The 23,313-nt window shown below is 33.2% G+C and carries 24 protein-coding genes and 2 pseudogenes; 21 read left to right on the top strand and 5 right to left on the bottom strand.

Annotated features, from left to right (window positions below; all coding sequences use genetic code 11):
• Positions 1-465 precede the first annotated feature (465 nt).
• Entirely contained in the window at positions 466-966 is a 501-nt protein-coding gene (locus OQ292_RS32820; protein WP_284688344.1) for a hypothetical protein, read from the top strand.
• 32 nt (positions 967-998) lie between these two features.
• On the opposite strand, the gene OQ292_RS32815 is transcribed toward OQ292_RS32820, so the two are convergent.
• The 4 genes and pseudogenes from OQ292_RS32815 to OQ292_RS32805 form a co-directional block, all read right to left on the bottom strand.
• Positions 999-1,712 (bottom strand): IS1595 family transposase, encoded by a 714-nt coding sequence (locus tag OQ292_RS32815; protein WP_284683380.1) that lies wholly within the window; start codon positions 1,710-1,712, stop codon positions 999-1,001.
• A 42-nt stretch (positions 1,713-1,754) separates the two neighbouring features.
• Positions 1,755-1,859, bottom strand: a pseudogene (locus OQ292_RS41230) (IS1595 family transposase); the annotation flags it as partial.
• 133 nt (positions 1,860-1,992) lie between these two features.
• Complete coding sequence (locus OQ292_RS32810) at positions 1,993-2,646, bottom strand: antA/AntB antirepressor family protein (protein ID WP_284688343.1); 654 nt, start codon at positions 2,644-2,646, stop codon at positions 1,993-1,995.
• Between the two features lie 75 nt (positions 2,647-2,721).
• Positions 2,722-3,240 carry a 3'-5' exonuclease family protein gene (locus tag OQ292_RS32805; protein WP_284688342.1) on the bottom strand — a complete coding sequence of 173 codons (519 nt, stop codon included), beginning with the start codon at positions 3,238-3,240 and terminating at the stop codon, positions 2,722-2,724.
• Between the two features lie 132 nt (positions 3,241-3,372).
• On the opposite strand from OQ292_RS32805, the gene OQ292_RS32800 reads away from it, so the two are divergent.
• The 11 genes from OQ292_RS32800 (at position 3,373) to blaOXA (ending at position 15,740) form a co-directional block, all read left to right on the top strand.
• Entirely contained in the window at positions 3,373-4,716 is a 1,344-nt protein-coding gene (locus OQ292_RS32800; protein ID WP_284688341.1) for a LamG-like jellyroll fold domain-containing protein, read from the top strand.
• 163 nt (positions 4,717-4,879) lie between these two features.
• Positions 4,880-7,606 carry a family 78 glycoside hydrolase catalytic domain gene (locus tag OQ292_RS32795; protein ID WP_284688340.1) on the top strand — a complete coding sequence of 909 codons (2,727 nt, stop codon included), beginning with the start codon at positions 4,880-4,882 and terminating at the stop codon, positions 7,604-7,606.
• 69 nt (positions 7,607-7,675) lie between these two features.
• Complete coding sequence (locus OQ292_RS32790) at positions 7,676-7,978, top strand: DUF2834 domain-containing protein (RefSeq protein ID WP_284688339.1); 303 nt, start codon at positions 7,676-7,678, stop codon at positions 7,976-7,978.
• A gap of 116 nt (positions 7,979-8,094) precedes the next feature.
• Positions 8,095-8,943: a serine O-acetyltransferase gene (locus OQ292_RS32785; RefSeq protein WP_284688338.1), complete on the top strand. Its 849-nt coding sequence runs from the start codon at positions 8,095-8,097 to the stop codon at positions 8,941-8,943.
• Complete coding sequence (gene cysM, locus OQ292_RS32780) at positions 8,930-9,808, top strand: cysteine synthase CysM (RefSeq protein ID WP_284688337.1); 879 nt, start codon at positions 8,930-8,932, stop codon at positions 9,806-9,808. The genes OQ292_RS32785 and cysM overlap by 14 nt, the downstream gene beginning before the upstream one ends.
• Before the next feature lie 707 nt (positions 9,809-10,515).
• Complete coding sequence (locus tag OQ292_RS32775) at positions 10,516-10,950, top strand: response regulator transcription factor (protein WP_284688336.1); 435 nt, start codon at positions 10,516-10,518, stop codon at positions 10,948-10,950.
• Positions 10,951-11,041: 91 nt separating this feature from the next.
• Positions 11,042-11,560: a DUF4199 domain-containing protein gene (locus OQ292_RS32770; protein ID WP_284688335.1), complete on the top strand. Its 519-nt coding sequence runs from the start codon at positions 11,042-11,044 to the stop codon at positions 11,558-11,560.
• Between the two features lie 32 nt (positions 11,561-11,592).
• Positions 11,593-11,997 carry a VOC family protein gene (locus OQ292_RS32765; RefSeq protein ID WP_284688334.1) on the top strand — a complete coding sequence of 135 codons (405 nt, stop codon included), beginning with the start codon at positions 11,593-11,595 and terminating at the stop codon, positions 11,995-11,997.
• Positions 11,998-12,238: 241 nt separating this feature from the next.
• Positions 12,239-14,008, top strand: coding sequence for a carbohydrate-binding domain-containing protein (locus OQ292_RS32760; RefSeq protein WP_284688333.1), 1,770 nt, complete (start codon positions 12,239-12,241; stop codon positions 14,006-14,008).
• Positions 14,009-14,325: 317 nt separating this feature from the next.
• The gene (locus OQ292_RS32755; protein WP_284688332.1) at positions 14,326-14,901 is read left to right on the top strand and encodes a GNAT family N-acetyltransferase; all 576 of its coding nucleotides are present in this window, start codon (positions 14,326-14,328) and stop codon (positions 14,899-14,901) included.
• A gap of 56 nt (positions 14,902-14,957) precedes the next feature.
• Positions 14,958-15,740 carry a class D beta-lactamase gene (gene blaOXA / locus OQ292_RS32750; RefSeq protein WP_284688331.1) on the top strand — a complete coding sequence of 261 codons (783 nt, stop codon included), beginning with the start codon at positions 14,958-14,960 and terminating at the stop codon, positions 15,738-15,740.
• Positions 15,741-15,780: 40 nt separating this feature from the next.
• On the opposite strand, the gene OQ292_RS32745 is transcribed toward blaOXA, so the two are convergent.
• Complete coding sequence (locus OQ292_RS32745) at positions 15,781-16,731, bottom strand: EamA family transporter (RefSeq protein WP_284688330.1); 951 nt, start codon at positions 16,729-16,731, stop codon at positions 15,781-15,783.
• Positions 16,732-16,864: 133 nt separating this feature from the next.
• Here OQ292_RS32745 and OQ292_RS32740 point away from each other — a divergent pair, with 133 nt between their 5' ends.
• The 9 genes and pseudogenes from OQ292_RS32740 to fabF all read left to right on the top strand — a co-directional run bounded on the left by OQ292_RS32740 (position 16,865) and on the right by fabF (position 22,853).
• On the top strand, positions 16,865-17,497 hold the full coding sequence (locus tag OQ292_RS32740; protein WP_284688329.1) for a CGNR zinc finger domain-containing protein: 633 nt from the start codon (positions 16,865-16,867) through the stop codon (positions 17,495-17,497).
• Positions 17,498-17,669: 172 nt separating this feature from the next.
• Positions 17,670-17,774, top strand: a pseudogene (locus tag OQ292_RS41225) (IS1595 family transposase); the annotation flags it as partial.
• Between the two features lie 42 nt (positions 17,775-17,816).
• Positions 17,817-18,530 carry an IS1595 family transposase gene (locus OQ292_RS32735; protein ID WP_284683380.1) on the top strand — a complete coding sequence of 238 codons (714 nt, stop codon included), beginning with the start codon at positions 17,817-17,819 and terminating at the stop codon, positions 18,528-18,530.
• 155 nt (positions 18,531-18,685) lie between these two features.
• Positions 18,686-19,153: a hypothetical protein gene (locus tag OQ292_RS32730; RefSeq protein ID WP_284688328.1), complete on the top strand. Its 468-nt coding sequence runs from the start codon at positions 18,686-18,688 to the stop codon at positions 19,151-19,153.
• A 111-nt stretch (positions 19,154-19,264) separates the two neighbouring features.
• Positions 19,265-19,531: a hypothetical protein gene (locus OQ292_RS32725; RefSeq protein ID WP_284688327.1), complete on the top strand. Its 267-nt coding sequence runs from the start codon at positions 19,265-19,267 to the stop codon at positions 19,529-19,531.
• Positions 19,525-20,223 carry a sugar phosphate isomerase/epimerase family protein gene (locus OQ292_RS32720; protein WP_284688326.1) on the top strand — a complete coding sequence of 233 codons (699 nt, stop codon included), beginning with the start codon at positions 19,525-19,527 and terminating at the stop codon, positions 20,221-20,223. Before OQ292_RS32725 ends, OQ292_RS32720 begins: the two co-directional genes overlap by 7 nt.
• A gap of 267 nt (positions 20,224-20,490) precedes the next feature.
• A complete protein-coding gene (locus tag OQ292_RS32715) occupies positions 20,491-20,895 on the top strand; it encodes an STAS/SEC14 domain-containing protein (protein ID WP_284688325.1) in 405 nt (134 codons plus the stop codon).
• Positions 20,896-21,008: 113 nt separating this feature from the next.
• Complete coding sequence (locus tag OQ292_RS32710; RefSeq protein ID WP_284688324.1) at positions 21,009-21,557, top strand: TetR/AcrR family transcriptional regulator; 549 nt, start codon at positions 21,009-21,011, stop codon at positions 21,555-21,557.
• A 42-nt stretch (positions 21,558-21,599) separates the two neighbouring features.
• On the top strand, positions 21,600-22,853 hold the full coding sequence (gene fabF / locus OQ292_RS32705) for a beta-ketoacyl-ACP synthase II (protein ID WP_284688323.1): 1,254 nt from the start codon (positions 21,600-21,602) through the stop codon (positions 22,851-22,853).
• Positions 22,854-23,313 lie beyond the last annotated feature (460 nt).

The raw sequence follows: 23,313 nt of genomic DNA, 5'->3' as shown, positions 1-23,313 counted from the left end.
ATTAAAAAACAATCAACGTGGGTCAAATTTATTACATATGAAATTAAAATCTCTAATATGAAGTGAATTGCTCATAATTCTTTAACTTTTGTTATCAATGAGAGACTTCTTTTTAGTACAAAACCTTGAAAAAACATTAATTTTCCAATAATAACACTGATTAATCACCTTTCTGCCAAATAAATAACCAATTTTGATTAACATAAATGCTTAATCCATCTATTTACTAAATTTTACTATTAAGATTGATTACTAGCTTTAATTGAAATGGTAATGGAACTTTTGGAAAAGATTTGATCTATTTTTTATTAATTTCTTACATTTCTGTTTTTCTTCATTTTTGTAAACTTTTGAAAAATCAAGTGAATGATTATGAGATAGTTATAAAAAATCACTTGAAAAATTTTCATGAATTCGGGTAAAAAGTTATATTTCTTTTATCAATTACATTAGTAAATATGGAGTATGACTAGCTTTAGAATTCGCCCTAGAATTAAGCAAATTTCCCCTTTAAAATCCGAAGAAGTACAAAGTAGGATTCATCAGGCAGTAGAAAACAGTAAGGGTATGTGTACCACTTCTGTAATACCTGGTTATATTACTTTGAGAGTTCGGCCTGAAGACAGGCATTTTTGGTCGCCTCAACTCAACCTAACATTCGAAGAAAATGATGATGGAGAAACAATTATAAGAGGATTATATGGTCCTAATCCACAAGTATGGACGATGATTTTCTTTGGATATGCTACTTTGGGTGTAGCATTCTTTTTTATTCTAATGTATGGCATGACTCAAATTACACTAGGTAAAGAAGCTTTAATATTATGGATACTGCCAATAATAGCAATTTTGGCATTAGTCCTGTATTTAATAAGTCAGTTTGGACAAAAGTTAGGGGCAGAACAAACTTTTATTTTACATCACGTTTTTGAAGAAGCAATGGGTGAGCATGTTAGAATAAAATAAATAAAATGATTATCCGTATTCTTACCACAAGCTCAAGTGAGCGTACAAGCAATTAATATTCTGTCAAAAATATCATTTTCAAAGTATCTTCTATTGAGTTTGTAACAGAACTCATCTAGATAATTCTGTAGATACCCTGGCCTTGTATGCTGATATATCCCTTGTAGGACTTTCTTTGCATTCCCAATGGCTGTATGTACCCAAGGTAGTTTGATATGGGCCTGTTTTGAGGGCACTTTTTCCACATCCATCTCGAACTCTCCTGTCAGTGACTGATAGGTTGAATAGCCATCTGTAATCATCTTGGCATTCTGGGCAACATGCCGGGTAATCGTATTTCTAGCAGTTTCTACTGTAAAATCAGCGCATACAGCCATTTTGAAATACTTGCACCTTTTAGAAGGGCGGTGTTTTTTAGGCTGTAGCACCACCTCTGTCTGTGCAAAGACCATCGCCATGGTCTGCTTCTGGCTCCCCCTTCCCCGCTTTCTCTCCTCTTCCTTCTGCCCCTCGGGTACTAGTGTTTCAAAGAACCCTTCGTCTACCTCAATATTGCCTCCCAGCAAGTAGTGGTTGTCCCGTTGGCCCATCGCAGAGCGTATTTTGTGCATCATTGCCCAGATAGGTTCATAGCGCTTATGATTGAGCTGCCTCTGCACATTACAGGCAGAAGAACCTTTCTTGCTACAGCCCATCAGCCAGATAGCAACGAACCAGTAGCGAAACGGAAGTTTGGAAGCTTCCATGATGGTGCCACTGCGGAGGCCTGTCCTAAAACTGCATGACTTGCATTGGTACATCTGCTTGCTATTTAGCCAGTAATGCTCTTGGCTACCGCATTTCTTGCAACAAACACCTGCTTTATCCCTGATTTCCTTGAAACACTCACGGCATACCTGCTCATTGCGGTACGCTTACATGAATTCAATAATACTATCCATAATGACCTGTTTTTGAGCTAATTTCGAAGCGCAGACCATACCCTATTTACTTTGTGGTAGCTTTACGGATAATCATTTTAAATAATTACTCACCTAACTTTTTTATTGACTTTTGATTTGGTATGTTTTCAGGAACGATATTTTTTTCTACTAAAGTTTCTCTTACTGCTGAATGATTAGCTTTATTATCACTTTTGATATCTTCTTTATTTTCAATTTTATTTTGAAGTGCATTGTAGTGAGTCATATTAGTAGCCAAATCTCTAGCCGATAGAAGTACTGTTTGTAGTTCTTCATCTGGAATAGGTTCACCATTAAAAAGGATTTTTCTACCAGCAAAATCTATTTCTATATAATCTTGTTCAGAAAGCCCTAAATCTATTAATGCATTCTTAAATTTTTCTTTAGTACTTTCTAGTTTAATAAATGCAGCAAATCTTTTATTTTGAGAAAGATGAACTAGCTGTTCTTCACATCTAATAAAGTATTTTCTAGCTTCTCGACCTTTATCGGTTCTTTGTAGCATAGAAATCTCTTTGGCAGCAGAGAGTGTAAGGTAAAATTCTTTTAAAATCTGACGGTGTACTTTTTTGGACGCCGTAAAATAATCTAGGTTTTCTTCGAAGCCATATTCAAGCATACGCCTAATCCAGTTTCTAAAAACTGTTTTTACTTCAAGAAATTCATGAAGTTCACGCGCATTTACCAAATTACCCTCATAAATCTTAACTAATTCCATATTCTCCCTTGTTTCTTAAAGTCTTAATTTATTGAAATATGTTTTAGATAAAAATCTGTTGCAAAATAAATAATCTTAAAGTTTAATTTTTAAACCCAATGATTTTTTCATTGTAAGAAGTGCTTCAGCATTACCTTTTGCATCATCTACAGGGTTATGGGTGTGTTTTGTAACTCTTAAATGTTTGAAGTTTTTAAATGTATCTTTTACCAAACCTTTATACATACTCCCTAGATTTTGAGAACTATGCCCAAATGGATTACTACCTATAAAGTGATAAAAATACCAACAGATAAACATCCAATCAAAGCCATTGTTATCACTTATAAAAACAGGTCTATCTTTTACATTATCTAATATCCAATTTTTGAACTCTAACATTACAGATTTTGGATTATCAAATAGAAGAGTCTCCTCTCGGGTGAACCCTGATACAGCCAAAGCTTCTGGTATAAATTGATTTGATATAGGTTTTAACTTCCCATAAAAGGTCTTATCTAGTGAAGAATTAACGATTACGGCACCAAAGGAAACCATTGAATAATCTCCTGGAATAGGTCCATCGCTTTCTATATCTACCATTATATAGGTCATAACATTGTCTACTTACTTGCAAAAACATCTTAAAACTTACTTCACTACAGTATTCACTTAACTAGTAGCAACTTGTATCGTTAGTATTTACACAAATTAACATGATACTTGACAACAAACTTCAATATTAATATGAACAGAATCCAACTATTAGTTTTTCTTTTTTTTGTCACGTCTATAAATTACACATTTGGCCAAGGTTCATTATCTAAAGGTTTAGTAGCTTATTATAAGTTTGATGGTAATGCAAATGATGAAGTAGGCGGGCATAATGGACAGATACTTGGTGCTGAAATTCAAAGTGGAATGAGATGCGGCCAAGATGCTTACTACTTTGATGGCTACAAAAGTTATATAGATTTTGGTAACGATAAAGAATTTAACACAATAAAAGAAGGTGTTACTGTTTCTGTATGGGTTTATGTAGAGCCCAAAAATAAAGTAGGACTAAGTTTGTTAGCCGGAAAATGGGCATTTAATAAAAACAGAGACCAGTTTGGGTTGTTTCTAGGCGGGAAAAATACAGTAGCATTTTCAGTAGGTGATGGCTATACTTTAGAGGAAGGAATTTTTGGTAAAAATATGTTGCAAAGTGAAACTTGGTACCATTTAGTTGGAGTGTGGAGAGCCAATGGAGACATGGCAATTTTTATCAATGGAGAGTTGAACAACACAGGTAGGCAAACTGGTAGAGGAATTAATCAAGAATCGGATGTAAGCTTTAAAGTAGGAAGGCAAGTAGATGGAGCAGATAGACCTTTTAAAGGTTATTTAGATGAAGTGAGAGTTTATAACAGGGCATTATCAACTAGAGAAATTGAGCAATTATTCGACAAAGATTTTGGTGCCTGTAACCAAATGATAGTTCAGGGGAATGTAATTGATAAAAGTAATGGTGAGCATCTTGTTGCAGAAGTTATAGTTGAAGACTTAAAAACTGGTGAGATAGTAAAAAAGGCGGAAGTTGATCCAGAAACTATGGAATATAGTATTTCATTATCTGTAGGAAAAAAATATGCAATTTATGGTAATAAAGAATCATACTTTCCTGTGAGTTCTGTAATAAATTGTGAAAACCTAGAGCCACAAAGTGTAACTAGAAAAGATTTGGAAATGGTGCCATTTAAAGTTGGTGAAACTGTTCGATTAAACAATATTTTCTTTGACACAGGGAAAGCGACTCTTCGAGATGAATCATTTAGAGAATTAGATAGGGTAATTAAACTTTTTACTTATGCGCCAAATCTTAAAATTGAAATAGATGGTCATACAGATAATGTGGGTAGTGTAAATAGTAACAAGCAACTTTCAGAAGCAAGAGCTAAAACAGTTAGAAATTATTTACTTTCTAAGAAATTATCAGAAGAGAAGATTGAATATCTTGGATTTGGTGAGTCTTCTCCCATTGCAGATAATGAATCGGAAACAGGGAGACAGTTAAATAGAAGAGTTGAGTTTAAGATTCTCGATTTGTAAAAATTTTAAATAGAATCCAATTTCAAAAAAAGCGAAGGAAAACCTTCGCTTTTTTTATGTCTTGTCATTATAAAACAGTATAGCATAGGCCAGATTCAGGTAATTATAAATTGGTTCAATTACCTTAACAAGGTATATTCAGTTTAATAGCTAATTATTTAATATGAAACTGAAGTATCTTTTAATACTAATTATCTTGTTTATTGTAATTCCAACAGTAAAGGGTGATGTAAAAAATTATTTAAAAGTTTATGATTTAAGATGTGATTACCTAAAAAATCCATTAGGAATCGATAATCTTCATCCACAATTTAGTTGGAAAATTTCCTCTCAAAAAAAGCATATTATTCAACAAAGTTTTGAAATTCAAATAGCTCAAACCATAGGAGATTTAGTTACCGGGAAATCGCTTTTGTTTGATGCCAAACTTAATACTTCATCTAATTTATTTAATTACAACTCAGAAAAACTGAAAGAAAAGACAAGATATTATTGGCGAGTAAGGGTTACAGATGCAGAAGGAAATACTTCTCAATGGAGTGAGATAAATTGGTTTGAAACAAGCATTATAAGTAAAAGTTCTTGGGTGGCTAAATGGATAAAAAATCCATTGTTTAATGATGATAGTCTGAATAGCAAACCTGCTCCTTATTTTCGAAAAAGTTTCACTATTAATAATGTTCCTAAAAACGGGAGAATTTATGTGACTGGCTTAGGTTATTTCGAATTATACATCAATGGAAAAAAAGTAGGAGATCACATTCTTGATCCTGTAAAAACAAGGTACGATAAATCAGTGAAATATCTCACGTTTGACATTACCGATCATTTAAAAATAGGTGAGAATGTAATTGGTTTAGTTTTAGGAACTGGTTGGTATAATCATTTTGCAAATGCAGTTTGGAGGTTTGACAGTGCACCGTGGCGTAGCTATCCAGAGTTGATTTGTCAGGCAGAAATTGATTTTGAAAATGGAGAAAAGATCCAAGTTAATTCAGATGAAACTTGGAAAACAGCTCAAGGGCCAATTCTTTTTGATGGAATAAGAAATGGCGAAACTTATGATGCCAGAATGGAAATATCTGGTTGGAGTGAATCAGGTTTTGATGATACAAAATGGAAACAAGCCATCTTAAGTGATAGTCCCAAAGGTAAATTATCTTCTCAAATGATTGAGCCAATTAAAGAGATACAGGAGATAAAACCAGTTTCTGTTAAAGAGGTGAAACCAGGAGTTTGGGTATTTGATATGGGGCAGAATATTGCAGGTTATTGTCGACTGAAAACAGCAGGTCCAACAGGAGCCAGAATCTCTCTCAAACATGGTGAAAAGTTATATCCAGATGGAAGTGTTGAACAAAAACAGATTCTCAGGTTTTTAAAATCAGGTGAAGCTCAAACTGATCACTATATATTAAGAGGTGAAGGTATGGAGGTATTTAAACCTCATTTTGTTTATCATGGCTTTCAATATGTAGAAGTTTTAGGATTAACTCATACACCAACATTAGAAACACTAACAGGGATTGTACTATATACCTCCTTTGAAAATGTAGGAAACTTTCTCTGTTCAGATCAAACACTCAATCTTCTACAGCAAAATACCAGATGGTCTTTTATTGGAAATTATCATGGTATACCAACAGATTGCCCACACAGGGAAAAAATTGGGTGGACAGGTGATGCGCAACTAGTAGCCGAAGCTGGTTTAATGAATTACAAAACTCAAAGAGCATATATTAAATGGCTAGACGATTTTGTAGATGAACAACAAGAAAATGGCGATTTACCCGGAGTAATACCTTCTAGTGGTTGGGGCTATGAATATGGTAAAAACCCAGAAACGAGACATCTTGGATATGGACCTCAATGGGAGGGAGCTTTTATTCAATTAACATGGGATTTGTATCTACATACTGGTGACACAACTATATTGAGCAGGTTTTATGCACCAATGAAAAAATACATCAATTTCTTATATCAAAATACAGATAATTATACTTTAAACTTTGGAATAGACGACCATAAACCTGTTAGCACTAAAACAGAAGGTGATATTCTTGCTTCGGGTTATTTATACAATTTCACCAACATAATGAGTAAAATAGCATCAATTCTTAAAGAAGAAGAAGATCAAAGCTATTTTGATACTCAGATTCCTAAAATTAAAAATGCATTCAATAAAAAGTATTACGATGCAAAAACAGGAACTTACGGAAATGGAGGTCAAACATCGTTGGCTTTAGCACTTTATTTTCAATTAGTGCCAGAGGGTGAGAATCAAAAAGTTTTTAAAAATCTATTACAAAATATTGAAGAGCATAATTATCATTTTGATGTGGGAGTTGTGGGTTTAAAGTTTTTATACAATGTTTTAAGAGAATATGGAAAATCTGAGATACTATATAAAATGGTAACTCAAAAAGATATTCCTGGATATGCTTATTGGTTAGAGCAGGGTGCAAATACATTGTGGCAAGATTGGGATGGTTCCATGTCTCATAATCACATTATGTTTGGAACTGTAAGTGAGTGGTTTTTTGAGAGCATTGCGGGTATCCAACTTGATAGCGAAACTCCGGGAATGCAGCATTTTTACATTAAGCCAGATTTAATTCCTCAGCTTACTTGGGCAAGTGCCGAACACGAAAACAGATTTGGTAAGATTATATCTTCTTGGGTAAAGAAAGAAAACTATACTATATATAATATAGAAATACCGGCTAACTCATCAGCTAGCTTCAGGTTACCAACAATCAATTTGAGTCTGATAGAGATAAATGGTGAAACGCTTAATCAATCTGAAAAGGATGTTATTTATCAGCAAGATCAAGTGCATTTTCTAAAACTGTATTCCGGTAAATATAATATTGTAGTCAAAAACCATTGAATGTTGAAGCTTAGGTATTCATTATTTATCTTGCTGCTAGTAATTAGTTTATAGATAAAATAATTTGATTTGAAACTTCAAAACCTATTCCTCATACTTACAATACTAGGAGCAATTATTCCTATGAGTCAGTTTTATCAGTTTTTAATTACCAGTGGTTTAGATTTTCAACTTTTTGTTGATCAGCTATTTGCCAATTATATTTCAACATTTTTTGCTTTAGATTTAATCATATCTTCCATTGCATTTATGGTATTTGTAGTTATTGATTCAAAAAGAATTCAATTAAGTTCTTTTTGGGTTTATATATTTTTAAATCTTATGTTAGGCTTATCTGTTGCACTTCCTTTTTATCTTTATAAAAGAGAATAAAATTAAATTTAGCGGCAAATTCAGGTGAGTAAAACTAAGTCTTACCTATTTATGTTATCGGCTTTAGAGTTAAAATCAATTTAAAATATGGTAAAACATTTACCAGAAAATTTAGCATGAATAAACCTTTCATTAATAAAATTTATCTTTCACACCAGGATTGTGTTGGATGTCCTTCACCCGAAATGGTTCAGGATTTTTTTGTTGACTTACTGGGTACCTTATTTTCAGATTACTCTAAAATGCAATTCAATTCTATAAAAGAATTTGAACTACATATAGAGAAATTAAAATTGCAGTTAGATCAGATTTTATATAGAAGTCCTGGAGAAAGTGATATCTCAACAGAAGCTTTAGTGGAAGAGTTTTTCGAGCAAATTCCAGTAATACATAAAAAGCTTGAGCAAGATGTACAAGCTATGTTTGAGGGTGATCCGGCAGCAAAAAGTACAAGTGAAGTAATTAGAACTTATCCGGGATTTTACACCATAGCTGCATATCGTTTTGCTCATGTATTACATAAACTTGGTGTAAAAATTATTCCTAGAATTATAACAGAACATGCGCATAGCAAAACAGGAATAGATATACATCCGGCTGCTGTGATAGGAGATTATTTTTGCATAGATCATGGCACTGGAATCGTAATAGGTGAAACCACTAAAATTGGTAATTATGTAAAAATTTACCAAGGGGTAACTTTAGGAGCTTTAAGCGTAAATAAAGAAGACGCAGAGAAAAAGCGACATCCGACAATTAGTGATAATGTGATTATTTATGCAGGAGCAACTATTTTAGGTGGAGAAACTGTAATAGGACACGATTGTATAATTGGTGGTAATGTTTGGATAACCAAGAGCTTGCCTCCGCATACTAAGATATACTATCAGGCAAAAATGTCGAATGGAGATACAGGAGAAACTGATATAGTGATTTATAAAAACAAATTCAATGAAACTATCTGAATTAATAGGCAATACACCGCTGGTTGAATTTCAGCATATACCAGTTAATAAAAATGTAACCATCTACGGAAAACTTGAAGGAAACAATCCGGGAGGAAGTGTAAAAGATAGAGCTGCTTATGGTATGATTACAGAAGCACTTAAGCGTGGAGATATAAAACCTGGTGATAAATTAATAGAAGCTACCAGTGGTAATACTGGTATTGCATTGGCAATGATCGCCAGAATTATGAATCTGGAAATGACTCTTGTAATGCCAGAAAATGCAACACATGAAAGAATACTCGCCATGAAGGCTTATGGAGCAAAAGTAATTTTAACTCCTGCTGAAAAAACAATTGAGTATTCTAGAGAATATGCAGATAAAAAAGCCAAAACAGAAGGCTATTTTCAACTAAACCAATTTGCTAATAAAGACAATTACATGATGCATTACCGCAGTACAGGTCCAGAAATCTGGAACGATACTAATGGTAATATAACACATTTTGTTTCAGCAATGGGAACTACCGGAACAATCATGGGAGTTTCAAAATATCTGAAAGAGATGAATTCTGATATAAAAATTGTAGGTACACAACCAACAAATGGTTCTAACATTCCAGGTATTAGAAGATGGTCTCCTGAATATTTGCCAGAAATTTTTGAGCCCGATAGAGTAGATAGAGTGGTAGATGTAAGCCAAGAAGAAGCTACGTTAATGACTAGGAGAATGGCAAGTGAAGAAGGAATTCTTGCTGGAATGAGTAGCGGAGGTGCTTTGTTTGCAGCTCTTAAAATTGCTGAAGAAATAGAAGAAGGTGTTATTGTTTGTATTATTTGCGATAGAGGCGACAGATACCTCAGTTCTGACCTTTTTGCGTAAAAAAAAGAGGTTTCTGGCAGAACCGGAAACCTCAATATAACATCATAATTGTTTTTATTGCAATTGATGTGTCAGAATCAATTTTTTTTGTTAGTAAATTACTCTTCTAGCCGATTTCAATTATCAAGTAATTAGCTATATAATTGTCAAAATGTCTTCTTAGCGTTAAAATATTAGCGTTAAATAAAAGTAATGTAGCGTTAAGGTCATTAGTAATTAGCGTCTATTTAAACTCCTAGCATTATAATGTTGATTGATTAATGGAACTTTGTAATTCCTTAAGTTGCGTTAAAGTATTTTTGTGATGTTGTAGTTTTTAAAACAATTCCTATGAAAAATTTAAATATCAATTAATAATTAGCGAAATCTGAATAACTAATTGAGAAAACTCTGCCAAAATCACAAATAACTGAAAACCAGAATGTTGCAAATTCACATTAATCAAAAATGATGATAAATTGTCCTAATTTGGGACTTCTTCTAATATTTGGACTATTAAAGCTGATTGTAGCTGAAAGAAGATAAGCCGATTTTTTTCTTGTAGGTTAACCTGTTATATTTTTACTGTAATCGCTTGGGATTAGATATATAACTTATATAGTTAATATAGTGATTTTTTAAATATTACAAGCTATTTTATTCTAAAAACATAAGTTTAATATCGAGTTTTCCTTTTTTTTAAAAGAAAATATTAAAATAATGCTGATTTGAAAAAAGAAATTGTATTGTATGGATTATTTATGGGATTACTTCTAATCGTTCTTAGGCTTGTTCAGTATAAAATGCTTATAAGAGATGTTAAAATTGAACTGTACGCAACCTTAGTAGCAATTCTTTTTTTAAGCTTAGGTATATGGTTCGGTAGAAAGTTTTTTATTCAACCAATTAATGGTTCATCTTCTAAACATATTTCAGAAAAAGAGCAATTAAGCAAAGTACTTAACACAGAGCACGATTTAAGTAAAAGAGAATTTGAAGTGCTTGAAATGATGGCTCAAGGTTATACAAATCAGGAAATAGCCGATAAATTATATGTGTCTTTAAACACCATAAAAACACACACTTCCAATATTTACTTCAAACTAGAAGTGAAGCGAAGAACTCAGGCGGTAAAAAAAGCCAGAGAAATGCAGATTTTATAGTCCGATTAAGCCAAATTTTGTAAAATCACCCGAAAGTATGATTGATTTTTTGGCTATTTCCCCCACTTTTGGCTCAAACAAATAAATTATCATGACAAGAAAAGTACTCATATTCGGATTGGCTACCGGATTTATTAATATTATAATTGGCCTTAGCACTGCGCCTCTCTGGATGGAACATATGGATTTTTCTACCGGAGAGATTTTAGGATATGTTAGCATTTTGCTTGCTTTAACTATGGTTTACATTGAAGTAAGATCGTACAGAGATTCAGAGTTAGATGGAGTAATCAGTTTTGGTAAAGCTTTAGGAGTGGGTGTGTTAATTGTACTAATAGCTTCGGTAATTTATGTAATAGGCTGGTCGCTGTATTATAAATATATGATGCCCGATTTTCAAGATAGATTTTTAGATTATTCTATCATGCAAATTAATCAGAGCGATTTTACAGAAACAGAGAAGCAAACTCAAATAAAAGAAATGACAAGTTGGATGGAATCTTATAAAAATCCACTAGTGATGATGGCTTTTACATTTCTAGAATTTTTTCCAATTGGGTTTATTGTTGCCCTTATTTCAGCTTTTATTCTAAGTCGTAAAAAATCTTAATAGTATAATTATAAATCTAACCTTATAAGAACATGGAAAATAAAAAAGGTAAAGTAACCGGAGTTGGAGGTATATTTTTTAAATGCAAAGATCCTGAAAAACTTAAAATCTGGTATCGTGATAATTTGGGTTTTGAAGTAGATAAATACGGAGTTTTGTTTGAATCATCAAAAGATGAAGCTCCGGGCAAAAAAGCTTATTTACAATGGAGTCTTTTTAGCGAAGATTCAAAATATTTAGCACCTTCTCCTAAAGATTTTATGGTTAACTATCGGGTTGTAAATCTCGAAGCTCTTGCCGAGCAGTTAAAAGCAGATGGCGTAAACATTCTCGACGAAATTGAGACATATGAGTATGGAAAGTTTCTGCATATAATGGACCCTGAAAATAACAAGATAGAATTATGGGAACCTGTAGATTCTTCTTTCGACGATTAAGTATCAGAATAGACTCAATTCTATATTGATAATTAGAAAATGGCTTAAGTATTTAATGTGGATTTTTAATGTAAACTTTACGTAGTGTGTTGTTAACATTTAGTTAAAATTAGATAAAAAGTTGAGTACAAAAATGTGATTCATGTTTTCACTGGATATAGTATGAGATTTTGTTTTTTGGCCAAAAATGCACCTTGCTCATATATAACAGACACAAATTGTTAAATGTACCAGTAGAAAAATGAATAAGGGAAAATTTATGCTCATAGCCTTGTGCTTCAGTTTATTAACGCTTTTTGTATCCTGCGAAGATGATATTGTTGATCCTGTTGAAGATGATAGCGATGATGAAATTGAGGTAGTTGATGACACCAGCGACGAAGTTGATGCTGAAAACGGAGAAGATCATGAGTCTTCTGATGATTATACTTGGGATGAGTCTAGCGAAATAGTTATTACTCTTAGTGGTTCATCAATTACTACAGATGCCTCTGAAGTAACTGTAGATGGTAGTATAGCCACAATTACCAGTGCAGGTAATTATAGAATTAGTGGTTCATTAAGCGACGGGCAAATTATTGTTGATACCGACGATAGCGAAACGGTAAGGTTAATACTAGATGGTGTTAATATTACTAGTTCTAATAGCTCACCTTTATATATAGCAAGTGCCGAAAAAACTATAGTTATTTTGCCTGAGGGGTCTGATAATTATTTAACTGATACCCAAAACTATGTTTTTGAGGGAGATGATGATGAGCCAGATGCTGCACTTTTTAGTAAAGATGATCTTTCAATTTATGGAGAAGGAACACTTACTGTTGATGGTAATTATAATGAGGCAATCAAAAGTAAAGACGGTTTAATAATAGCCAGCGGAAATTTAAATGTAACTTCTGTAGACGATGGTATTCAAGGTAAAGATTATCTTATAGTTAGAGATGGAAACATCGTAATTGATGCAGATGGTGATGGTCTAAAATCGAGTAATGACGAAGAAACAGAACTGGGTTATATAACCATAGAGTCTGGTACTTTTAATATTACTGCTGGTGCTGATGGTATCCAAGCCGAAACAGATATTACTATTACTGGTGGAGACTTTACAATTATAGCTGGTGGAGGTAGTGATAGTTACCTAGGAAGTGATGATTCTGCGAAAGGTATTAAAAGTGTAGTAGTTACCATAATTGATGGTGGAACTTTTAATTTAAATACAGCAGATGATGCCATACATTCAGATGGAAGTGTGATTATCAATGGGGGAGATTTTGAAATATCGACTGGAGATGATGGACTTCACTCAGATGAATCACTTACAATTAATGGTGGTAACATTAATGTGATCGAATCTTATGAGGGTATCGAAAGTGGAGTAATCACTATTAATGATGGAGAGATTCATGTAATTTCTAGTGATGATGGCTTGAATGTAGCTGGCGGAAATGACTCTTCTGGTGGATGGGGCGGACATGGCGCTGGTTCTGGAAGCAGTAGCAGCTATTATCTTTATATAAATGGAGGATACATTGTAGTAAATGCTACTGGTGATGGCTTAGATGCCAATGGCTCTATTGTAATGACTGATGGAGTAGTTTTAGTAAACGGCCCAACTAGTAGTGGAAATGGTGCTTTAGATTACGATCAGTCATTTTCAATTTCTGGCGGATATTTAATTGCAGCAGGAAGTTCAGGTATGGCACAGGCACCAAGTAGCTCTTCAGAACAAAGCTCAATATTAGTTACTTTTAACAATTCACAAACGGCAGAGAAAATAGTGAGCTTACAAACCAGCGATGGAACTGATATTGTAACATTTGCTCCTGCTAAAAAATATCAATCTATTGTTATTTCAACTCCAGAATTAACAAGTGGTAGTTCTTATAATTTGTATCTGGGAGGTAGTTCTACAGGAACAGAAACAGACGGTTTATACGAAGGTGGCACTTATACACCGGGTTCAACATATTCAAGTTTTGTATTATCTGGTACAGTTACCAGAATTAATTGATATTAACCATAATTTAATTTGTAGCATAGATCCATCCATCTTGGATGGATTTATCTTTTATTAAAACTAATTCTAAATAAGTTCATCCGATCTTTTGGAGGTTTTCAAAAAAGATATAAATTACGCCTTCATTTTGAATACTTACTCCAAACAAATTTTATCGCGTCTATTAACTTACACTGACTGTATCATTGTATTAACAATCACTAGCTTCAAAAATTTAAATTAAAAGCTAACACCTGCTTTTTACCTGAATCCATCCTTACTAACAGAGACTTAATTAACGCTTTTAATTACCATTTAAACCAGACATTACATTGATCGACAAGGAACTTGAAGATAGTAGGGTTAAAATCGAACCTCTAGAGTGGAAGCATTTTGAATTAATGTTACCTATCTCATTAGCAGATTTGGATATGTTAAAGTATTCTCCTGCACGATTTGGATCTGAAGATTACTTGAAAGATTTTTTTAAAAATGCATTTCATCAAAGTAATAGGGGATTAAGATATCCATTTGCAATTTACGATAAGAAAGATAAGCAATATGTAGGAAGTACTAGCTATGGTAACATATCAAAGAAAGACCTCAGACTCGAAATAGGTTGGACTTGGCTAGGAACAAAGTATCAAAGAACCGGTATTAATCGCCACAGCAAATTTTTATTGCTTCAATACGCATTTGAAACCCTAAAATTCGAAAGAGTAGAGTTTAAAACAGACAGTAGAAATAAGCAATCAAGAAGATCACTTGAAAGCATAGGTGCTAAATACGAAGGAGAACTTAGAAGCCATACATTATTGCCAGATGGCGCTAGAAGAGATACTGTATTTTATAGTATTTTACTATCGGAATGGCCAGAAATAAAAAGGACTGTTTTTTCGAAATTTTAATTTGATATTAGATAGATTTAATATTTATCTTTTAGTCAAATTAATTTTTTCTCTAAATGAAAAGCATACTCTCGCTAATTATTCTGCTAATCTCAATTTCGAATTTATCTGCACAGCAAAAAAATGTAAAACATCATTTTAAAAAGTATAAAGAAAATGGGTCTATTGTAATTTATAATCAAAACAAAGACTCATTTTTTTATTACGATTCAGCTAGATGTTCGCAACAGTTTATTCCAGCATCCACATTTAAAATTTTTAACTCTTTAGTAGCTTTTGAAACTGGCGTAATACCAGATACCAGTTTTATAATGAAATGGGATGGTGTTAAAAGAAATTACGATAGCTGGAATCAAGATTTAAACATTGCCAAAGCGTTTAAATATTCTGCAGTTTGGTTCTATCAAGAAATTGCCAGACAAGTTGGCGAAGAAAAAATGCAGTATTACATAGATAAGAACCATTATGGAAACCAAAATATACAAGGTGGAATAGACATGTTTTGGTTAGATGGAGAATTAAGAATATCTCAACTCGAACAAATAGATTTACTAAGAAAACTCTACCACAACGAACTAGAATTTAGTAATAAAAACCAGGATTTGGTAAAAGCCATTATGCTGAATGAGAAAAATGATAAATACGCTCTGTATGCCAAAACTGGTTGGAGCGTAATTAATCAAATGAATTATGGTTGGTTTGTAGGTTGGGTAGAAAGAGATGGAAATGTCTATTATTTTGCTACTAATATTTCAGCTAAAAATGCTGATAAAGATTTTGGAGCAGATAGAAAAAACATCACTTTCGAAGTTTTAAAAGATTTTAAAATAATCGATTAAAAAGTGAAAAGCCAAACATTAATTTGTTTGGCTTTTCTATTTATCTGGCAGCCACTTTCTTCCTTTTTGCAAAAAGTTTTGATTTAGAAAAGTTAATCAGCATAGCACTTATTATAATAAGTACCATTCCACTTAATTGATCTGTACTAATCATTTCATTGGCTAGTATCCAACCTAATATTACAGCAATTACCGGATTTACATAAGCATATGTACCCACAATTGCAGCAGGTTTTTTTGTGAGTAGCCAGCTATAGGCAATAAATGCAACTACAGAACCTGCAATAGCCAAATAGCTTACTGCGAACCAAGCTTTCATATTTACAGATGCAAGTGAAAAGCCACTAAGTTCATCTGTTAAAAAACTTACAGAAAAACAAAATACACTGCCACATACAAGTTGCCAACCAAGGTTAAAAGATATAGAACCCGGAGCAGGTTTATACTTATAATATAGTGTTCCAGCTACCCAACACATACAGCCAAGCAAAACAGCAATAGAGGCAATTATACCATTATTTTGCTCTTCGGTTACCAATGGAATATCTAGTTGATCTTTAAATAGAAAGACAATTCCGACAAAGCCAAGTACTAATCCGAGTATAATAAATTTATTAGAAAAGCAGCTTTTCCAATGATCAACATCTATTAAAACAAACCAAACTGGTAATGTTGCTCCCAATACAGCAGCATAGCCAGATGCAATATGTTGTTCAGACCAGATTAACAAACCTTGGCCACCAGCAAGTACGATTATACCCACAATAAAATTTTTCTTAAGAGCAGAAAGGCTGATTTTTCTTTCACCTTTATAGAAACTCCAACCCAATAAAAAAAATGCTGCAATTATAAAGCGAAAAGATGCCATTAAGAATGGTGGAAAATCTTCTAACCCTATTAAAATTGCTAAATAGGTGGTTCCCCAAATAATGTAAATAGCAGCAAAAGCTAAAATGATGAACCATTGTGCACTAGTATTTTCAGTATTCATAGTAATTAATTCACACTGTTAAAAATAGATTAGGTAGTGTAAATATAGAAGAATAAATACTACCGTCAAAATAAATTTAACTGGTGTAATAGTTGCCAATATGTTTTATATATTTGTATGAAAAGGATAGGGAATGGAAAGTGTAAGTAATATACATATTTTAAGCATATCAGGTGGGCATCTTAGTTTTGATTTTATCAATACAGTAAGTTCAAGGCAAGAGAATTCAGAAAACTACGACTATTTTCAGACGTATCACGATTTTTTATTGTGGTGTCAGAGGCTAGAGATATTAACAGAAGAAAGTACAGATAACCTGTCTACGTTTTCAAAAAGACATCCAAAAATTACAGATCAAACATTGTCTAAAATAGTAGCAGTAAGGGAAGATTTGTACATACTATTTTTCCATATTGTAAAAACTGGAATAGCTGGAATTCCAGAAAAAGTATTGCAAAAATTTAATTATTATGTAAGTGAGGCGCTCAGTCAAATAAAATTAGATTTAAAAGATGATAAGTTTGTATCGTCATTCAGCGATCTAAAAAATCCACTAGAAGAACCATTGTGCATTATTCTAAAAACCACAGCCGATTTACTTATGGCAGGTGACTATCAAAGAATTAAACAATGTGGCAATTGCGATTGGCTATTTTTAGATACAACTAAGAATAATAAGAAGAGATGGTGTAGTGCATCAACTTGCGGTAGTGTAGAAAAATCAAAAAGATATTATCAGAAAAGAAAAAGTAAGAAAACTTCTTAAAGCTATATTAGTTTTGAAATTGAAAGTTAGAATGCGTTAAAATTTAAAATGATTATCCGTAAAGCTACCACAAAGTAAATAGGGTATGGTCTGCGCTTCGAAATTAGCTCAAAAACAGGTCATTATGGATAGTATTATTGAATTCATGTAAGCGTACCGCAATGAGCAGGTATGCCGTGAGTGTTTCAAGGAAATCAGGGATAAAGCAGGTGTTTGTTGCAAGAAATGCGGTAGCCAAGAGCATTACTGGCTAAATAGCAAGCAGATGTACCAATGCAAGTCATGCAGTTTTAGGACAGGCCTCCGCAGTGGCACCATCATGGAAGCTTCCAAACTTCCGTTTCGCTACTGGTTCGTTGCTATCTGGCTGATGGGCTGTAGCAAGAAAGGTTCTTCTGCCTGTAATGTGCAGAGGCAGCTCAATCATAAGCGCTATGAACCTATCTGGGCAATGATGCACAAAATACGCTCTGCGATGGGCCAACGGGACAACCACTACTTGCTGGGAGGCAATATTGAGGTAGACGAAGGGTTCTTTGAAACACTAGTACCCGAGGGGCAGAAGGAAGAGGAGAGAAAGCGGGGAAGGGGGAGCCAGAAGCAGACCATGGCGATGGTCTTTGCACAGACAGAGGTGGTGCTACAGCCTAAAAAACACCGCCCTTCTAAAAGGTGCAAGTATTTCAAAATGGCTGTATGCGCTGATTTTACAGTAGAAACTGCTAGAAATACGATTACCCGGCATGTTGCCCAGAATGCCAAGATGATTACAGATGGCTATTCAACCTATCAGTCACTGACAGGAGAGTTCGAGATGGATGTGGAAAAAGTGCCCTCAAAACAGGCCCATATCAAACTACCTTGGGTACATACAGCCATTGGGAATGCAAAGAAAGTCCTACAAGGGATATATCAGCATACAAGGCCAGGGTATCTACAGAATTATCTAGATGAGTTCTGTTACAAACTCAATAGAAGATACTTTGAAAATGATATTTTTGACAGAATATTAATTGCTTGTACGCTCACTTGAGCTTGTGGTAAGAATACGGATAATCATTAAATTTAATAAATAAGCCATTTTTCAGAACAATTTTGTTAAGATGGAGGTAAGGTAATTTGTACCGCTAATCAGAAAAAATGATAAAAAGATTATTGATTTTCATCTGTTGTGTTAGTTTTCAGCACATGTTATTTGCTCAAATCGACTCTTTAAAAAAGATAGATAAAATTGTAAGAAAAATCGATTCAGATAAAAAGCTAAAGACGCAAAAATTTAATACCGACGATGTTTACAACAAGCCTACAGATGGGGGTGGTATTATCGAGATTAAACTAATTGGTAGCGAGATTAAGAAGATAAGGCAAGAGATTGGGGTTTCTTTTGGCAGACTTACTACTATTATTTATATGGTAGATGGACAACCTATAAAAATTATTGACCGTGAAGAAAATTTCGATTGGTCAGAAAAACAAAGTACATACGATTATCACAGTGTAGATTTGGTGTATCAGGCAGAAATTTATGTCTTCGATGCTAAATCAAACAAGTTTAAAATTATAAGTACTGGAGATAGGAATCTCTCTTCGGGAAATGGCAACTTAAGCGAATACACACCTTTAGTTAAACTCGCACAAGATATTATTGAACAATAATATTTGTTTTTAAAACTAAAAACAGTTTGTTCATCGCGATAAAATCTTCCAATTAATGGAAATTTTTAGTAAACTAAGAATTGATTCTTAGAACTATTAGTAAATATAAAAATGATGAACAGACGTAACTTTTTACAAAGCTCAGCTTTGTTATCTGCTTCGGCATTCCTTCCACTCAACACTTTATCTGCAGAAACTCTTCGTATGAAAAACATAGGAATTCAATTATTTTCACTTCCAAAATTACTCGATCAAGATTTTGAAGGAGGTATAAAAATGTTAGCGCAAATGGGTTACAAAGAGCTAGAGTTATTTGGTCCATATCCATTTAGCGCAGAATCTGCTAAAAAGGTTGGGAGCAAGCAGGTGCCATGTTAGGCTTTAGTGGCAGCGGATATTTTGGTCGCACTCCGAAAGAAGTAAAGCAAATACTGGATGATAATGGGCTGAAAACTCCTTCTGTACATACCGATTTAGATACACTTCAAACACAAATGGGCAAGTTGGGAGAAGCAGCTGAAACACTTGGTTTTACTTATGTAGTTTTACCTGCAATTCCAGATGATAAAAGAAAGAACCTAGACGATTATAAAAAAATAGCTGAAGATTTTAATAAGATAGGCGAAGAAGCTAAAAAGGTGGGTATCAAATTCGGTTACCATAATCATGGATATGGAATTTCTGAAATGGAAGGCAAAGTACCACTCAAACTGATTCTCGAAGAGACTGATCCTGATTTGGTATTTTTTGAAATGGATATTTACTGGACTACAGCCGGTGGAATTGATCCTGTTGAATTATTAGAAGCATATCCTAAACGTTATAAAATGATGCATGTAAAGGATATGAAAGAGAAAAAACGATTTTCGGGAGATGGTAATGATATGAGCCAGTGGATGGAGTTATTTCCTTACATGACTACAGCCGGAGATGGGGTAATGGAGATAGAAGAAATTATAGCAAAAGGTAAAAAAGCTGGCGTAAAACACTTTTTTGTTGAACAGGATTTAGTAATTGAACCAGAGGTTGCTCTCAAAAAAAGTATAGATTTCCTTAAAAAACTATCTTGAATAATTTCAAGAAATATTAGCTGATTTGGCTTTTCCCAAAAGATGGATAATGATAATTAGGTAATATATAGGAACAATTATCCAGCTTATCAGCATGCAATTTTGAATTATTGATTAAAAATGACTAGATATTAACAATATAGTAAAATATTTTATTAGATTAATTATATTTCATAATAATTATAGCATAATTGTATCAAAAATTTAATAATAGATATAAATATTACAACGTTAGTTTTCTAAAGTATTAATCAAAAGAGCTAGAATATGAAGTTATTAATTGAACACGAAAGAGCTGATCTTAGCTTCAACGAAGACACTAATTCGATAGAATTAGTATGGAAGAAATTCCAAAATGAAGAAGTTTATAAGATGATGTTTATAAAAGGCATCGAATATTTGCATGAATTAGGTGCTACTGGCTGGTTATCAGATATTAGGAAAGAAGGTGTGGTTGGTCCGGCAACATCGACTTGGCTACAGACAGAAATAATACCTAAAGCAATTGCTTTTGGACTTACCAAAATTGCTGTAGTTATGGATAAAGATGTTTTTAAAGATTTCTATGTAAAAGGAATTGAAAAAACAGTGGGTACATGTACTATGAAATATTTCGATTCTAAAGAAGAAGCAGATAAATGGTTGAAACAAGATTTAATTCAAGTTTTTTGATATATAAATATATACTACTTAAATAACCCCATATTTCACTATTGAGATATGGGGTTTCTTTTTGTGATTCAAAATTATTTGCATACTTACTTGCAAGTAAGTATGTTTGCTTTATGAGTGATACACGAGAAGAGATATTAAACCTTGCAGAAGATCTTATTAGAACTAAAGGCTACAATGCTTTTAGTTATAGAGATATATCTGTCCCATTAAATATTAAAAATGCAGCAATTCATTATCACTTTAATTCTAAGGCTGATCTAGGTAAAGCGATTATCAATAGAACGAGGCAAAACTTGATAAAAGAAAGCAACCTCTGGAAAGATTTATCACCAGTTGAGCAGCTTAATAAGTTTATATCTATTTATGAGCAAAGGTTGTTGAGAAATCAGATTTGCTTTATGGGAGCCTTAGGTCCATCATACGAAACTTTGCCTGAGCAAATGCAAATAGAATTAACTCAGGCTAGTAAAGAAATAAGGGCTTATCTAAGAAATGTTTTACAAAGAGGTCTTGATATTGGTTCTTTTAATTTTACTGATACAGTAAGCGAAAAGGCAGATATGATTATTGCATCTCTATTGTCTTCGTTGATTTTAACAAGGGTGACTAAAGAAAATATTTTTGCACAAATTAGAAATACAATTTTAAAAGGAGTATAAAAATTTTAAATTAAAACTTACTTATCAGTAAGTATATTTATTATGAGTGAAAAAAGAGTAGTTATTACAGGTTTAGGAGCAGTTACTCCTTTGGGTAATTCAGTAAAAACTTTTTGGCAAAATGCTATTAGCAGTAAGAGTGGAGCTGGAAGAATATCTAAGTTCAATATAGATAATTTTAAAACTCAGTTTGCTTGCGAGGTGAAAGATTACGACCCAACTAAATATTTGGATAGAAATGAGATAAAAAGATCAGACTTGTTTACTTCTTATGCACTATATGCGGCGACAGAAGCTATGCAGAATTCAGGAATAGAAGTTAACAAATTATCTTCTCCATTTGATATTGGCGTAATTTGGGGTTCTGGTCAAGGAGGTATGAATACTTTCGAAGAAGAGGTAAAGAATTATACCAATAACAATTATCAGCCTCGATTCAATCCTTTCTTTATTCCTAAGCTAATTACCAATATGGCATCTGGAATGATTTCTATGAAGTTTGGTCTTATGGGTATTAACTACACTTCTGTTTCTGCTTGTGCAACCTCTAATTCAGCGATTATGGATGCCTTTAATTACATAAAATTAGGTAAGGCAAAAGTATTTGTTACGGGAGGTTCAGAGTCACCAATTACAGAAGCTTCTATTGGTGGTTTTAATGCAATGCGTGCTTTATCTAAAAGGAATGAGTCTCCCGAAGCAGCATCAAGACCATTTGATACTGAAAGAGATGGCTTTGTAATGGGTGAAGGTGCAGGTGCTTTAATTGTAGAGGAATATGAGCATGCCAAAAAGCGTGGGGCAAAAATCTATGCTGAAATTATTGGTGCTTCTATGACGGCTGATGCTTATCACATGACTGCTACACATCCTGAAGGTTTGGGAGCATCAAAAGCAATGGATTTGGCTTTGGAAGAAGCAAATATTTCTTCTGATGAGGTGGATTATTTAAATGCCCATGCTACATCGACACCTGTTGGAGATATAAGTGAGATTAAAGCGGTGCTTAAAACCTTTGGTAACAATCCCCAAAATCTAAAAATTAGTGCTACAAAATCTATGACAGGCCATTTACTGGGAGCAGCAGGTGCTATTGAAGCAATCCTTTGTATTAAATCTATCAACAACAATCTCATCCCTGCAACCATAAATACTGAAAATATTGACCCTGAGATTCCAGGTAATTTAAACATAGTTACCAAAGAGGCTAGAGAAAGTAAAGTGAATATCGCGATGAGTAATACCTTTGGTTTCGGTGGGCATAATTCAACAGTGATATTTAAAGCAGTTGAGTAAGTAAAATAGATTTACTTTTCTGTTTTGTAGAAAAAATCTCTGGAAATCATCAAAATTCTGATGTAATCTTCCAGAGATTTTTTCATTTGAGCTTGTATGCCAGATATATATGGAAATAGTATTTTTATATGAAGATTGATGATTAGAATGCCAAATTTATATGTAATAACATCATATACCACAATTTGTGCATTGTTATTAAAGTAAAACACCCTTTATAAATCCTTTAGATGGGATTACAATTTTTCACTAATAAATGCCTGATTTTATGTATTCTTTGTAACGTTCAATTTAAACTTAGAATCGTTCATAATTGAAATTAATCATAAAAGAGTAAATATGGATGTATGATTTATTATGGCTATTTCTAATTAATTTGTAATAGAAGAACATTCATAATTCAATGTCATAATTTATGGGGATTAGCTCATATCTTGCTGAAAAATAAAAAGTTACAAAG

The organism is Chondrinema litorale (genome assembly GCF_026250525.1).
GTDB classification, from domain to species: Bacteria; Bacteroidota; Bacteroidia; order Cytophagales; family Flammeovirgaceae; genus Chondrinema; species Chondrinema litorale.
This window is presented reverse-complemented; position numbering and strand designations above follow the sequence as displayed.

Excerpts from the sequence above, each read along its gene's own strand:
- OQ292_RS32785 (WP_284688338.1), top strand. The coding sequence starts at position 8,095 with ATGAATAAACCTTTCATTAATAAAATTTATCTTTCACACCAGGATTGT.
- OQ292_RS32735 (WP_284683380.1), top strand. The coding sequence starts at position 17,817 with ATGGAAGCTTCCAAACTTCCGTTTCGCTACTGGTTCGTTGCTATCTGG.
- OQ292_RS32805 (WP_284688342.1), bottom strand. The coding sequence starts at position 3,240 with ATGACCTATATAATGGTAGATATAGAAAGCGATGGACCTATTCCAGGA.
- OQ292_RS32710 (WP_284688324.1), top strand. The coding sequence starts at position 21,009 with ATGAGTGATACACGAGAAGAGATATTAAACCTTGCAGAAGATCTTATT.
- OQ292_RS32745 (WP_284688330.1), bottom strand. The coding sequence starts at position 16,731 with ATGAATACTGAAAATACTAGTGCACAATGGTTCATCATTTTAGCTTTT.
- OQ292_RS32810 (WP_284688343.1), bottom strand. The coding sequence starts at position 2,646 with ATGGAATTAGTTAAGATTTATGAGGGTAATTTGGTAAATGCGCGTGAA.
- cysM (WP_284688337.1), top strand. The coding sequence starts at position 8,930 with ATGAAACTATCTGAATTAATAGGCAATACACCGCTGGTTGAATTTCAG.
- OQ292_RS32820 (WP_284688344.1), top strand. The coding sequence starts at position 466 with ATGACTAGCTTTAGAATTCGCCCTAGAATTAAGCAAATTTCCCCTTTA.
- fabF (WP_284688323.1), top strand. The coding sequence starts at position 21,600 with ATGAGTGAAAAAAGAGTAGTTATTACAGGTTTAGGAGCAGTTACTCCT.
- OQ292_RS32800 (WP_284688341.1), top strand. The coding sequence starts at position 3,373 with ATGAACAGAATCCAACTATTAGTTTTTCTTTTTTTTGTCACGTCTATA.
- OQ292_RS32720 (WP_284688326.1), top strand. The coding sequence starts at position 19,525 with ATGTTAGGCTTTAGTGGCAGCGGATATTTTGGTCGCACTCCGAAAGAA.
- OQ292_RS32770 (WP_284688335.1), top strand. The coding sequence starts at position 11,042 with ATGACAAGAAAAGTACTCATATTCGGATTGGCTACCGGATTTATTAAT.
- OQ292_RS32715 (WP_284688325.1), top strand. The coding sequence starts at position 20,491 with ATGAAGTTATTAATTGAACACGAAAGAGCTGATCTTAGCTTCAACGAA.
- OQ292_RS32725 (WP_284688327.1), top strand. The coding sequence starts at position 19,265 with ATGATGAACAGACGTAACTTTTTACAAAGCTCAGCTTTGTTATCTGCT.
- OQ292_RS32740 (WP_284688329.1), top strand. The coding sequence starts at position 16,865 with ATGGAAAGTGTAAGTAATATACATATTTTAAGCATATCAGGTGGGCAT.
- OQ292_RS32795 (WP_284688340.1), top strand. The coding sequence starts at position 4,880 with ATGAAACTGAAGTATCTTTTAATACTAATTATCTTGTTTATTGTAATT.
- OQ292_RS32765 (WP_284688334.1), top strand. The coding sequence starts at position 11,593 with ATGGAAAATAAAAAAGGTAAAGTAACCGGAGTTGGAGGTATATTTTTT.
- OQ292_RS32730 (WP_284688328.1), top strand. The coding sequence starts at position 18,686 with ATGTTATTTGCTCAAATCGACTCTTTAAAAAAGATAGATAAAATTGTA.
- OQ292_RS32815 (WP_284683380.1), bottom strand. The coding sequence starts at position 1,712 with ATGGAAGCTTCCAAACTTCCGTTTCGCTACTGGTTCGTTGCTATCTGG.
- OQ292_RS32760 (WP_284688333.1), top strand. The coding sequence starts at position 12,239 with ATGAATAAGGGAAAATTTATGCTCATAGCCTTGTGCTTCAGTTTATTA.
- blaOXA (WP_284688331.1), top strand. The coding sequence starts at position 14,958 with ATGAAAAGCATACTCTCGCTAATTATTCTGCTAATCTCAATTTCGAAT.